The following is a 12393-nucleotide window of genomic DNA, read 5'->3' on the forward strand; positions in this document are numbered from 1 at the left end:
GAGATCAGAACTTTTCGGACAGACCTGTCAGAAAGGCGGACTTGGACGTTTCGAAGTTGGCAATGATTGCAGGGATGTCGACATCTTCAGTCTTCCCGTGCGCGGACTTCTGCTCACCTTTCAGGCACAATGCGGAGAACTCTTCAAACCCGAGGTTGAGTGCGCTGCCTTTCAGGAAATGCAGGTCCTGTTCCAGCTGGCTGTGATCGCCGCCTTGAAGCTTGCCGATTACTTCTTCAACCTCTTCAAGAAAGATTTCAACAACTTCGCCAAAGTCCTCGGCGCCTACTTCTTCGCGCAGCTCAGTTACACGCGGCCAGTCTATCATGTGTAATGTCCTTACGATGTTTTGCCATGAGCGATTTCTTAAGTTGAATGCAGTAAAAATATAGTGAAATAAAGGAGGAAGCTCAAATTTTAGGTTTCACCGCCTGTTAAATTTCTGGACCGATAGTATCACAAGATCGTCTGATTTTGCCATTTGTGAGGTGCCTTCGGTGCTGCCAGAAAGTTCGATGGACAACGAGGACCACACAGTGGCCGGATCAATACGCCGTGTGCTGGTTGTTGATGACAGCCGCCTGCAAAGACGCATTCTAGTTGCTTCTCTCAAGAAATGGGGATTTGAGGTCGTCGAGGCTGAGAGCGGCGAGGCCGCGATGGAGATATGCCAGACAGAAACTCCTGACCTGATCCTCAGCGACTGGATGATGCCGGGCATGAACGGGCTGGAGTTCTGCCGCGCGTTCCGTACCCGCTCCAGCGAGGAGTATGCTTACTTCATCTTGCTGACCTCAAAGAGCGAAAAGAACGAGGTTGCAGAAGGGCTTGATGCAGGTGCCGATGATTTCCTGACCAAGCCGGTCAGCTCGGATGAACTGCGAGCGCGAATTTCCGCAGGTGAGCGTATCCTGAGAATGCAAAGGGAACTGTCCGAGAAGAACCGTATCGTGTCCGAAACCCTGGGGGAATTGCAGCGGGTTTACGATGCGATCGACAAAGACCTGATTCAAGCCCGAAAGATTCAGGAATCACTGGTACCGGAACTGTCCAAGGATTTCGGATCCTCCACCGTCAGCCTCCTGCTGAAACCTTGCGGCCATATTGGCGGTGATCTGGTGGGAATGTTCTCTCCAGGCGTGAACCGAATCGGCTTCTATTCTATCGACGTGTCCGGTCACGGCATCACTTCGGCGATGATGACAGCGCGTCTCGGTGGCTATCTGTCCTCGAATTACTTCGATCAGAATGTCGGGATGGAAAAACGCTTCAACCGGTTTTATGCGCTGCGCCAGCCGGAGGAAGTTGCCAGCCTGCTGAATGCACGGCTGATCGCTGATACCGGGATCGAAGAGTACTTCACCATGGCCTATTGCATCGCCGATTTGCGCAGCGGTGTTGTTAAGATGGTGCAAGCAGGCCACCCGCACCCGCTGTTGCTGCGCAAGAACGGTGAACTGGAGTTCATCGGTAAGGGTGGTGTGCCGGTGGGGCTGGTTCCCGATATCGGCTACAGCCAGGAAGAATTTGTCATGGAACGTGGCGACCGCCTGCTGCTGTTCTCAGACGGTTTTACAGAGGCGCGGCTGGAAGACGGTTCGATGCTAGAGCCGGAAGGTCTGCTGGAGCTGGTTCAAAAATGCGGGTCAGAGCAAAGCAGTAAGGAATTTCTGGATGATCTTTACTGGCATCTGACACAAGTTATGAGCAAGGAACACGGGCTTGAGGATGACGTCTCGGCCACATTGTTCGAGTATCAGGGTCCGTAAACCAGTCAGATTGGTTGTCTGATGTTGTCCTGGCCGCGGCTGGGATGTTGCTTTTTCAGCTGTAGACTTCTCAATTTCTTACAACCGGGCTGCCAGTTTGGCTGCGAAATGCCGGTCGCCAGCATTGCCCAGCCGGAGGGCGGCTTCCTGCGGGGTGACCCACAGTGCTTCATGCTCTTCTTCTGCAGGCGGGCCAATCCGGCGCAATGGGCGGGCGATGTAGATATGGCAAATTTTTTCGGCCCAAAGAGCGTACTCTGGCATATAGGCAAACCGCCGGAACACACCCATCTTGCGCGGCGTGGCAATCTTCCAGCCGGTTTCCTCATAAACCTCTCTGTGCAGTGCGGGAATTGGCGACTCACCTGGATCGATACCCCCTCCTGGCAGTTGCAGGTCTGGATGAGGAGCATACTGGCAAGTGATCAGCAGCTTGCCGTCCCGCGGCAGCAGAGCATAGGCGCCCGGACGCATCCGGTAACGCTGGCCGTTCTCCGGTGTCTTACCAAATCGCCTGATCACGGGCTGGCCCCTTCACTCCAGTATCAATTCTCCTATATAGCCCCGGTATGCCAATCCCCGGCGCGTAAGGAAACCCCATGACACTTGGTTCGAAAATCGCGTGGGACGACACCGTCCTGCCCTTCCAGCTTGATGCATCGGACATGCGCGGCCGCGTTGCGCGGCTGGACGGCGTGCTGGATGGCATCCTGAAACAGCATGATTACCCGCCAGTGGTTGAGGCGCTGGTCGCCGAGATGGCGCTGTTGACGGCGCTGATCGGGCAGACGATTTCCCTGCGCTGGAAGCTGTCGTTGCAGGTGCAGTCCAAGGGCGCTGTGCGGATGATCGCGACCGACTATTATGCGCCGCAAAAAGAAGGTGAAATCGGCCGGATCCGTGCCTACGCAAGCTTCGACCGTGACCGGATTACGGATAGCGACCCCTTTGATCAGGTTGGAGAAGGGTACTTTGCAATCATGATCGACCAAGGCAAAGGCACCAAGCCGTACCAGGGCATCACCCCGTTGTCTGGCGGGTCGCTGCGCGCCTGTGCCGAGGCCTATTTTGCGCAATCCGAACAGCTGCCGACCATGTTCAAAATGAGCTTTGGAAAATCATCCGAGCCCGGAGTTGACGAGCATTGGCGCGCGGGCGGCATCATGCTGCAGAGCATGCCCAAAGCGTCACCCTTTGCTGCGCAAAGCGAAGGGTCGGGTGAAGTTCTGCAGGCCAGCGATTTGGTGTCCGGTGATCAGGAAGAAAACTGGAACCGGGCCACAATGTTGTTGAATACCGTGGAGGCATTGGAGCTGATCGGACCGTCAGTGTCCCCGACCGATCTGTTGATCCGATTGTTTCACGAGGAACAACCGCGGGTCTACGATGTCCAGGCCGTTCGTTTCGGCTGCACCTGCTCCGAAGACCGAGTACGTCAAAGCCTGTCGATCTATTCGGCCAAAGACATTGGCACTATGACAAACGAAGATGGTCGGGTCACGGCGGATTGCCAGTTTTGCAGCGCGCATTACGATTTGGACCCGGAAAGCGTGGGTTTTGAAGCGGAAAACCCGCCCGGTGAGTGAGGCCGCGCAGAACCTTGCCAACAGGATTTCCGCCGCGCTGAAACACCAGGGCGGCGGCTCTTCCGACTTTGACCTCAACCCCGGTACCGTGCTGCCAGAAGGGCGCAAGCTGCGGCCGGCCGGGGTACTGGTACCTATCTCTGTCACCGGAAATGCACCACGGCTTATTTTGACCAAACGCTCTTCTGCGCTGAAGCATCATCCGGGCCAGATCGCTTTTCCCGGCGGCAAGGTGGATCCCAGCGACACGGATACCTGTTCTGCTGCGCTGCGCGAAGCCTGGGAGGAAATCGGGCTGCCGCAGGAGCTGCCGCAGATTGTCGGCTGCCTGCCGGAGCATGAGACGGTGACCGGTTTTTCGGTGACGCCCGTTGTGGCTCTGATCCGGGAGGAATTCACCGTGCGTCCGGAAGCGGGGGAGGTGGCCGAGGTTTTTTCCGTCCCGCTGGCCCATGTGCTGGATCCAAAAAAATACATCATTGAATCCCGCCGCTGGCGCGGCACCCGCCGCCGCTACTATACCGTTCCATACGGCTCCTACTACATATGGGGCGCCACAGCGCGGATGCTGCGCGGTTTTGCGGCACGGATGGAGATGTAATGCGGATTGACCAATCCTGGTTGAAGGATCCTGCAACCCAGGCTGTTTGTGCGGCAGTCACGGCAGACGGCGCGCAGGTTCTGTTTGTCGGCGGCTGCGTGCGCAATGCGCTGCTGGGCGAGCCGGTCTCCGACATGGATATCGCCACCGATGCGCGTCCGGAACAGGTGATGGAACTAGCGGGCCGAGCTGGGATCAAGGCGGTTCCCACCGGTATCGACCACGGTACCGTCACGCTGGTCAAGAACGGCATCCCGCATGAAATAACCACCTTTCGTAAGGATGTTGCGACTGATGGCCGCCGGGCAATTGTCGCATTTTCAACCGATATCACTGAGGACGCCCACCGACGCGATTTCACCATGAACGCGATTTATGCGCGTCCGGATGGTGAGATTGTCGATCCTCTGGACGGTGTCGAGGATTTGCAAGAGCGCCGGATCCGGTTCATCGGCACGGCTGAGAACCGCATCCGTGAAGATTACTTGCGTTCGTTGCGGTATTTTCGCTTTTACGCTTGGTACGGCGATCACGCGCTGGGTTTTGACCCGGATGCGCTGGCGGCGATTGCGGCCAACCTGGAGGGGCTGGCAACGCTCTCCAAGGAACGTGTCGGGGCGGAGATGCTGAAACTGCTGGCGGCACCTGATCCTGTACCTTCGGCCGCGGCCATGCGGCAGGCTGGTGTCCTGGCACAGATTCTGCCTGGCGCCGATGACCGCGCCTTGGCGCCGCTGATTCACTTGGAGGCCGGGCGAGCTGCATCCAGCATCCGGCGGCTTGCCGTGCTCGGGGGGGAGGGCCTTCAGGAGGCGTTGCGGCTCAGCAAGGCGCAGGCCTCTCACCTGCAGGCGATCCGCGAAGCTGCGGCTGGCACAGCCGGGGCAAAAGAGTTGGGCTACCGATTGGGAGCGGAACAGGCGCTGGATGTGCTGCTGTTGCGGTCTGCATTGCTGGAACAACCGGTTTTGCGCAATTTAGAGAATGATATCGCGCTGGGCGCAAAGGCTGTTTTTCCAGTCAAAGCCCGCGATCTGTTGCCGGATTGCAAAGGCCCGGAACTAGGGGCGATGCTGCGGAAGCTGGAGGCGGACTGGATTGCCTCGGGCTTCTCGCTCAGCCGGGAACAGTTGCTCGCCTCCCTCCACTGACACAGAGTGTCAGCAGCGTCACAACCTTGGGGGGTGACAAAATAAAAAATCTTGCGTACGCACTAGGCAGTCACCACATGACGGGAGGAATGCTGATGTATTACGGGATTTGGCTTCTCTAACGCCTGAGACTTTGCCCCGTTTGGACGTCGGAGCCTATGGGCGGCCCGCTGTCTTCATCTGTATTCCAAAATAATGCTCGAACGCCTGGAGCACCCGCATGTTTCGCTTCTTTGAAAACCTCATTGACCCTTATTGCGCCTACCCTGAGACCAACACGCCGCCAACGCGGCTGTGGCCGTTCCTGCGCGACTATTCCAGGCCGTTCAAAACCGTCTTTATCCTGACTGCGCTGATGTCGGTCATTGTCGCCGCGATCGAGGTCGGGCTGATCTACTACTTGGGCCGGGTGGTGGACATCATGTCCGGCACGCCTGAGCAGGTGTGGGAGGATTATGGGACCGAGCTGACCTTGGTTGCCCTGTTCATCCTGCTGCTGCGGCCGCTGATCCAGTTCCTGGACGTGGTTCTGCTCAACAACGCGATCCTGCCGAACTATGGCACGCTGATCCGCTGGCGGTCGCATAAACACGTGCTGCGGCAATCGGTGGGCTGGTTCGAGAACGATTTCGCCGGCCGGATTGCTAACCGGATCATGCAAACGCCGCCCGCCGCAGGGGAGGTGATCTTTCAGGTCTTTGACGCCATCACCTTTTCGCTGGCCTATCTTGTCGGCGCGGCGGTGCTGCTGTGGGTCGCCGATGTGCGGCTGATGCTGCCGCTCGCAATCTGGTTTGCGCTTTACGGCCTCCTGGTGATGTGGACCGTCAAACGGGTCGGGCCGGCCAGCCAGGCCTCGTCGGACGCGCGCTCGACTGTGACCGGGCGGGTGGTCGACAGCTATTCCAACATCCATTCAGTCAAGATGTTCGCGCATCACGATCACGAGCTGACCTATGCCCGCGATGCGATCGAGAACACGCGCAAAACCTTTCAGGCGGAGATGCGGATCTTCACTGTCATGGACGCGGCGCTTGTCACCCTGAACGGGCTGCTGATCGTGGGTGTTGTCGGCTGGGCGGTCACGCTTTGGATGCAGGGTTCGGCCTCGGTCGGCCTGGTGGCGGCGGCCACGGCGCTGACATTGCGGCTGAATGCGATGACCGGCTGGATTATGTGGGCACTGACCTCCTTCTTCCGGCAGCTGGGTGTTGTGGCCGAGGGGATGGAGACCATTGCCCAGCCCATAGATCTGGTGGATTCGGCCAATGCGGACCCATTGCAGTTGAGCAAGGGTGAGATCGAACTGCGCAATCTTTCGCACCATTACGGGCGCGAGGCCGGCGGGCTGGACAAGATCAGCCTGACCATCCAGCCAAGTGAGAAGATTGGCCTGATCGGGCGGTCAGGTGCGGGCAAATCGACCCTGGTGAAGCTGCTCTTGCGGTTCTACGACGCTGAAAGCGGTCAGATCCTGATCGACGGCCAGGACATCCGCGCGGTGCCGCAGGACAGCTTGCGCAGCCACATCGGCATGGTGCAGCAGGACAGCGCGCTGATGCACCGCTCGGTGCGGGACAACCTGCTGTATGGCCGTCCGGATGCCAGCGAGGAGCAGATGATCGCCGCCGCCAAACAGGCGCAGGCGCATGACTTCATCCTGGATTTGGAAGATCCCCAGGGCCGCAAGGGGTATGACGCCCATGTGGGTGAGCGCGGAGTCAAACTGTCCGGCGGCCAGCGTCAGCGGGTGACGCTGGCCCGGGTGGTCCTGAAGGACGCGCCGATTCTGGTTCTGGACGAGGCCACCTCGGCGCTGGATTCCGAAGTCGAAGCGGCGATTCAGGAAACGCTGTACGGCATGATGCAGGGCAAGACGGTGATCGCCATCGCACATAGGCTGTCCACCATCGCGCAGATGGACCGTATTCTGGTGATGGACCAGGGGCGTATAGTTGAAGAAGGCTCGCATGAGACGCTTTTGCAGGCGCAGGGGCTTTATGCACAGCTCTGGGCGCGCCAGTCCGGCGGCTTCCTGAACATCGAGGCAGCAGAATGAACATAGGCAATTTGATCGACGCCTTCCGCCCGGCCGATGGCCCGCCGCCGCAGCGGCTGGGGGCCTTTCTGCATTGGTGCCTGGCTGGCGCCTGGCCAATGCTGCTGCTGGCGGCGGCATTCTCGGCGCTGGCCGGCGCGATGGAGGCGGGCACGGCCTATATCCTGGGAATTGTGATCGACACCGCAATAACCAGCGGGCCTGAGCAGTTCTTTTCGGCCGGCAATGTGGCGGTGATCGCGCTGGCATTGGGGTTTTTCCTGTTTGTGCGACCGGTGTTGTTCGGTTTGTCTGCAGCCTCAAATGCAATAATTGTCCAGCCCAACGTGAACCCGCTGGTTCTGTCTCGGCTGAACCGTTGGACGTTGGGCCAGTCGGTGCGGTTCTTTGACGATGATTTTGCCGGGCGGATCGCTCAGAAGCAGATGCAAACGGCGACGGCTGTCACCTCGGTCACCACCGAGATGATCAGTGTCGTTGCGTTTGCATTGGCGTCTCTCGCCGGGTCACTGGCCTTGTTAGGTTCTATAGACTGGCGCATTACCGGCGTGTTTCTGGTCTGGCTGGTTGGCTACTTCGGGCTGATCCATCGGTTCCTGCCGCGTATCCGCAAGCGATCTGGCATGCGGGCAGGGGCGCGGGCGATGGTCACCGGGCAAGTGGTTGATTCAATTACCAACATCAAGACGGTCAAACTGTTTGCGCATGCTGATCACGAAGAACGGACTGCCCAGGATGCTATGGTTAGCTACCGTGAGAAGTCGCTGCAATTCGGCTATCTTTCGGCCAGCTTTCGGTTCTGCCTAATGTGCCTGGCTGGCATCCTGCCGGTGCTTCTGATTGGCGCGACGCTGTTTCTATGGCAGGCGGGCAGCGCAACGGAAGGGGACATCGTGGCAGCCGGCGCAGTCTCGATCCGGATTGCGCAGATGACAGGCTGGGTCAGCTTCACGCTGATGGCGATCTATTCCAACATTGGTGAGATCGAAAACGGGATGAAGACTCTCTCGGCCCGCGAAAGAGTTGAGGATACGTACGGTGCCAAGCCGCTGGTTGTGAGTGAAGGCGGCATTGATTTTGACCAGGTGGAATTCGCCTATGGCCGCGATGTGGGCGGGGTGCAGGGCATCAGCCTGAAAATCAAACCAGGTGAGAAGCTGGGCATTGTCGGCGCTTCCGGGGCGGGGAAGTCAACGCTCGTTTCATTGCTTCTTCGGCTCTATGACGGAGAAAACGGGCGCATTCTGATCGACGGACAGGATATTTCCGGTGTCACCCAGAATTCGCTGCGCAGCCAGATCGGCATGGTCACCCAGGAAACTGCCATGTTCAATCGTTCAGCCAGGGACAATATCTTGTATGGGCGGCCGGATGCGTCGGAGCAAGCTCTGATCGCCGCTGCAGAGAAAGCTGAGGCGCATGAGTTCATTACCGAGTTGGAGGATGGGCAAGGCCACAAAGGTTATGACGCTTTTCTCGGCGAGCGCGGTGTGAAACTCTCGGGCGGGCAGCGGCAGCGGATCGCTCTGGCCCGAGCTATCCTTAAGGACGCGCCCATTTTGGTTTTGGACGAGGCCACTTCGGCGCTGGATTCCGAGGTGGAGGCGGCCATACAGACCGCACTGCACCGGGTGATGGAGGGTAAAACGGTGCTGGCCATCGCCCACCGGCTATCGACGCTGAGCGAAATGGACCGGATCATTGTGATGGAAAAAGGGCGGATTGCTGAAAGCGGCAGTCATGAAGAGCTCTTGGCCAAGGCCGGGCTTTATGCTGCTTTTTGGGCGCGCCAGTCCGGCGGCTTCATCTGTACGGATGAGAACAGGGCAGCAGCTGAATAAATTTTCCGGCGCATTTTGCTTTTGCTGACCATCTTGCCGCGGTAATGAGCAGCCATGACTGACGCAGCCAGAACTACAGCAACGATCAGCCGGCTGGGCCATCAGGGCGACGGCGTGGCCGATGGACCCTTGTTTGCCCCGCGTGCTTTGCCAGGAGAAACCGTCTCAGGTTTCACGGAGGGCAGCCGGCTGACCAATATCCGGATCGAGACCCCATCCGAGCACCGGGTGCAGCCGCCGTGCCGCCACTACAAATCCTGCGGCGGCTGCCAGCTGCAGCACGCAAGTGACGGATTTGTGGCTGAGTGGAAAACGGAAGTCGTGCGCACAGCGTTGACGGCACAGGGGTTAGAGACTGAATTCCGCCCGATCCACACCTCGCCGTCCCGCTCCCGCCGCCGCGCGACGCTTGCGGTGCGGCGCACCAAGAAGGGTGCGATGGCCGGATTTCATGGACAGGCGTCGGATGTGATCACGGAGATCCCTGAGTGCCAGCTGCTGGAACCTGCGTTGAAGGCCGCGATTCCCGTTGTAGAGGCGTTGGCGATGGCCGGGGCTGGCCGGAAGACACCGCTGGTCGTGACGGTCGCCACCTCGGACGCTGGGCTGGACATGCTGGTCAGGAACGGCAAGCCGCTGGACGGGCAATTGCGCATCGAACTGGCGCGGCTGGCAGACCAGCACCGGATTGCCCGGTTGACCTGGGAGGATGAGCCGGTCGCGATGGAGCAGCGGCCAATGCAACGCTTTGGCGCCGCGCGCGTTTGCCCGCCGCCGGGGGCTTTCCTGCAAGCCACCCGGGAAGGTGAGGCGGCGTTGCTGGCAGCGGTTCAGGAAATAACAAGCGGAGCCAAACGGATCGTCGATTTGTTTGCAGGCTGCGGCACCTTCACCCTGCCTTTGGCGGAAACCGCCGAAGTGCATGCGGTGGAAGGTGAACGTTCAATGCTGGAAGCTTTGGATGCTGGCTGGCGCAGGGCGGCGGGTCTGAAGAAAGTCACCACCGAAGTCCGCGACCTGTTCCGCAATCCGCTGTTGCCCGAGGATTTGAACCCGTTTGGTGCTGCCTTTGAAGCTGCCGTGATTGATCCGCCGCGCGCAGGCGCTGAGACACAAACTGCCCAGTTGGCCAAAGCCCGAACACCCGTGATCGCCTATGTATCCTGCAATCCGGTGAGCTTTGCCCGCGACGCCAAAGCACTGGTTGCGGCGGGTTACAGCCTTGACTGGGTGCAGGTTGTTGATCAGTTCCGTTGGTCGGCCCATACCGAACTGGCTGCGCGATTTACCATGAAAGACTGAGATGACCGATACTCCTGCTTTCACCCCGACCCGCCGCCTGGCAGCCATTCTGGACAGTGACCGGTTCGGCCGGTTTATTACCGCTGTCATCCTGGTCAATGCGGTCACCCTGGGGTTGGAGACAGCCCCATCTGTCATGGCTAAGATTGGCGGTCTGATTCACCTGATCGACTACATTTGTTTGTCTATTTTTGTGGTGGAGATCCTGGCCAAACTCTTTGTGCGCAGGTTGCGGTTTTTCCTGAGCGGCTGGAATGTGTTCGATTTCGTGATCGTCGGCATTGCGCTGGCACCGGGGACGCAAGGCCTGTCAGTACTGCGGGCGCTGCGTATCCTGCGGGTGTTGCGGGTTATTTCGGTTGCACCGCGCCTGCGCCGGGTGGTCGAGGGGTTCATCACCGCGCTGCCGGGGATGGGGTCGGTTTTTCTGCTGATGGCGATCATTTTCTACATCGGCTCTGTGATCGCGACCAAGCTGTTCGGTCACGACTTTCCGGAATGGTTCGGCGACCTGGGCCGCAGTGCCTATTCGCTGTTCCAGATCATGACGCTGGAAAGCTGGTCGATGGGTATTGTGCGGCCAGTGATGGAGGTGCATCCGCACGCCTGGGCGTTCTTTGTACCGTTCATCATGGTGACGACCTTTGCCGTAGTGAACCTTCTTGTCGGCCTGATCGTGAACTCCATGCAGGATGCCCATGGCGAAGAAGAGGTGGAACGCACCGATGCCTATAGGGACGAAGTGCTGAGCCGGCTGGAAGCGATTGAACAGAGGCTAAGCAGTCAATCGGCCCCGGACAGGAAATTGTGAATTTCCTTAACAGGCAATTCGCGGTAAAGGCTGAATAGAGGCAATAAAAGAAATACAGGCTTTGAGAATGGACAGAAGGGCATTTGGTTTCGGTGCAGCCGCGAGCCTTGCGCTGGCTGGTTGCAGCACCTCCGGCGGCGCAGTGAGCCGGTTTCACTCGTATGACGGGCCGCAAGTGACTTCGATTGTGATCAACAAGGGTGCGCGTAAGCTTTACCTGATGCACAACGAAGACATCCTGCGCGAGTATGCGGTCGATCTGGGGTTCGCACCATTGGGGCACAAGGCGTTCGAGGGTGACGGAAAAACACCTGAGGGCACGTATGTTATTGATCGGCGCAATCCCAACAGCCGCTATCATCTGTCGGTCGGAATCTCTTACCCGAACAGGCAGGACCGGGCCAATGCGCATGCTCAAGGCAAGCGTCCGGGCGGTGAGATTTTTATTCACGGAGAGCCGAACAACGGCAAGGAGCGCAAACGCGCAGCCCGGGTTGATGATTGGACCGCGGGTTGTATTGCGGTGTCAAATGAAGAGATCGAAGAGATCTATGCCATGGTGCAGGACGGCACACCCATCGCTTTGCGGCCCTGAGTTTCTGGCAAGGCCTGGCGCCGTGCTGATGCACGGCTCGGTGGCTTAGCTGCCCATAACCATTGTCCACCAGATTTTACCATTCGGCTCCTGAAACCAGGAGAAGCCCATGTTCACGGCTTTTGGGTCGAGAATCACGGCGCGAGTGGCCGGGCGTTCCAGCCAAGCAGACAGGGTCTGCTGCTCGTTCTCGTAGGTCTCAGAGATGTTTTCCCCCAGAAGCGAGCCGGTGTACCCAGCACGCGACACCCGGTCCAGCGGCGAGGAGCCGTCGGATCCAAAATGCCAGGGCCGGTTTTGCACTGACATGTCCCGGGAATGGGTCGCCGCCGCCGCGGTCAGCTCTGCATTCAGCTGAACGGTTTGCGCGCCAGCTGCCTGACGCAGCGCATTGACTGAATCGAGCATCCGGATCTGCACTTTGTCTGCGTTTCTAATACGGTATGTGCTGCCGGAATCTGTTGCGGGCGTACATGCTGCCGCCAAAGTTACAAAGGCAGCAGCTATCAGCAGAAAAACACGTTTCATTTTGCTCTCTCGCTCCGTCGGTTGCTGATGCACTTATCCTTCCTGTGGCAGAGGTGCAAATGGACCGGCAGAAATATGCAGACCTGCCTGTCGGATTGATTTGCGACTGCGGCTTTCCGGCCATAAAATGGCGCAACCTTTGATCCTGAT

The 12393-nt window shown here is 58.7% G+C and carries 12 protein-coding genes; 9 read left to right on the plus strand and 3 right to left on the minus strand.

Going from position 1 to position 12393, the window contains the following annotated elements; genetic code table 11:
* Positions 1-4: 4 nt before the first annotated feature.
* Positions 5-328: an Hpt domain-containing protein gene (locus tag AQUI_RS0107690; RefSeq protein WP_027257002.1), complete on the minus strand. Its 324-nt coding sequence runs from the start codon at positions 326-328 to the stop codon at positions 5-7.
* Between the two features lie 187 nt (positions 329-515).
* On the opposite strand from AQUI_RS0107690, the gene AQUI_RS0107695 reads away from it, so the two are divergent.
* Positions 516-1769, plus strand: a complete 1254-nt coding sequence (locus AQUI_RS0107695; RefSeq protein ID WP_156916922.1) for a PP2C family protein-serine/threonine phosphatase — start codon at positions 516-518, stop codon at positions 1767-1769.
* A 78-nt stretch (positions 1770-1847) separates the two neighbouring features.
* Here AQUI_RS0107695 and AQUI_RS0107700 read toward each other — a convergent pair whose 3' ends face one another.
* Entirely contained in the window at positions 1848-2291 is a 444-nt protein-coding gene (locus AQUI_RS0107700; RefSeq protein WP_027257004.1) for an NUDIX hydrolase, read from the minus strand.
* A 77-nt stretch (positions 2292-2368) separates the two neighbouring features.
* Here AQUI_RS0107700 and hslO point away from each other — a divergent pair, with 77 nt between their 5' ends.
* From hslO to AQUI_RS0107740, 8 genes are all read left to right on the plus strand, one after another.
* The gene (gene hslO / locus AQUI_RS0107705; protein ID WP_027257005.1) at positions 2369-3355 is read left to right on the plus strand and encodes an Hsp33 family molecular chaperone HslO; all 987 of its coding nucleotides are present in this window, start codon (positions 2369-2371) and stop codon (positions 3353-3355) included.
* Complete coding sequence (locus AQUI_RS0107710; protein WP_027257006.1) at positions 3348-3956, plus strand: CoA pyrophosphatase; 609 nt, start codon at positions 3348-3350, stop codon at positions 3954-3956. Before hslO ends, AQUI_RS0107710 begins: the two co-directional genes overlap by 8 nt.
* Complete coding sequence (locus AQUI_RS0107715; RefSeq protein ID WP_027257007.1) at positions 3956-5107, plus strand: CCA tRNA nucleotidyltransferase; 1152 nt, start codon at positions 3956-3958, stop codon at positions 5105-5107. Before AQUI_RS0107710 ends, AQUI_RS0107715 begins: the two co-directional genes overlap by 1 nt.
* A gap of 220 nt (positions 5108-5327) precedes the next feature.
* Complete coding sequence (locus AQUI_RS0107720; RefSeq protein WP_027257008.1) at positions 5328-7166, plus strand: ABC transporter ATP-binding protein; 1839 nt, start codon at positions 5328-5330, stop codon at positions 7164-7166.
* Complete coding sequence (locus tag AQUI_RS0107725; protein ID WP_027257009.1) at positions 7163-9007, plus strand: ABC transporter ATP-binding protein; 1845 nt, start codon at positions 7163-7165, stop codon at positions 9005-9007. Before AQUI_RS0107720 ends, AQUI_RS0107725 begins: the two co-directional genes overlap by 4 nt.
* 54 nt (positions 9008-9061) lie before the next feature.
* Complete coding sequence (locus AQUI_RS0107730; protein WP_027257010.1) at positions 9062-10309, plus strand: class I SAM-dependent RNA methyltransferase; 1248 nt, start codon at positions 9062-9064, stop codon at positions 10307-10309.
* 1 nt (position 10310) lies between these two features.
* On the plus strand, positions 10311-11120 hold the full coding sequence (locus AQUI_RS0107735) for an ion transporter (protein WP_027257011.1): 810 nt from the start codon (positions 10311-10313) through the stop codon (positions 11118-11120).
* A gap of 67 nt (positions 11121-11187) precedes the next feature.
* Positions 11188-11715, plus strand: a complete 528-nt coding sequence (locus AQUI_RS0107740; RefSeq protein ID WP_027257012.1) for a L,D-transpeptidase family protein — start codon at positions 11188-11190, stop codon at positions 11713-11715.
* A 45-nt stretch (positions 11716-11760) separates the two neighbouring features.
* Here AQUI_RS0107740 and dalA read toward each other — a convergent pair whose 3' ends face one another.
* A complete protein-coding gene (dalA, locus tag AQUI_RS0107745; protein WP_027257013.1) occupies positions 11761-12243 on the minus strand; it encodes a divisome-associated lipoprotein DalA in 483 nt (160 codons plus the stop codon).
* Positions 12244-12393: the final 150 nt, after the last annotated feature.

The organism is Leisingera aquimarina DSM 24565 (assembly GCF_000473165.1).
In the GTDB taxonomy this organism is placed as follows: domain Bacteria; phylum Pseudomonadota; class Alphaproteobacteria; order Rhodobacterales; family Rhodobacteraceae; genus Leisingera; species Leisingera aquimarina.

What these genes read in the sequence shown, in the direction of transcription:
- AQUI_RS0107720 (WP_027257008.1), top strand. Translation starts at nt 5,328, where the DNA reads ATGTTTCGCTTCTTTGAAAACCTCATTGACCCTTATTGCGCCTACCCT.
- AQUI_RS0107730 (WP_027257010.1), top strand. Translation starts at nt 9,062, where the DNA reads ATGACTGACGCAGCCAGAACTACAGCAACGATCAGCCGGCTGGGCCAT.
- AQUI_RS0107725 (WP_027257009.1), top strand. Translation starts at nt 7,163, where the DNA reads ATGAACATAGGCAATTTGATCGACGCCTTCCGCCCGGCCGATGGCCCG.
- AQUI_RS0107740 (WP_027257012.1), top strand. Translation starts at nt 11,188, where the DNA reads ATGGACAGAAGGGCATTTGGTTTCGGTGCAGCCGCGAGCCTTGCGCTG.
- AQUI_RS0107715 (WP_027257007.1), top strand. Translation starts at nt 3,956, where the DNA reads ATGCGGATTGACCAATCCTGGTTGAAGGATCCTGCAACCCAGGCTGTT.
- hslO (WP_027257005.1), top strand. Translation starts at nt 2,369, where the DNA reads ATGACACTTGGTTCGAAAATCGCGTGGGACGACACCGTCCTGCCCTTC.
- AQUI_RS0107690 (WP_027257002.1), bottom strand. Translation starts at nt 328, where the DNA reads ATGATAGACTGGCCGCGTGTAACTGAGCTGCGCGAAGAAGTAGGCGCC.
- dalA (WP_027257013.1), bottom strand. Translation starts at nt 12,243, where the DNA reads ATGAAACGTGTTTTTCTGCTGATAGCTGCTGCCTTTGTAACTTTGGCG.
- AQUI_RS0107695 (WP_156916922.1), top strand. Translation starts at nt 516, where the DNA reads ATGGACAACGAGGACCACACAGTGGCCGGATCAATACGCCGTGTGCTG.
- AQUI_RS0107735 (WP_027257011.1), top strand. Translation starts at nt 10,311, where the DNA reads ATGACCGATACTCCTGCTTTCACCCCGACCCGCCGCCTGGCAGCCATT.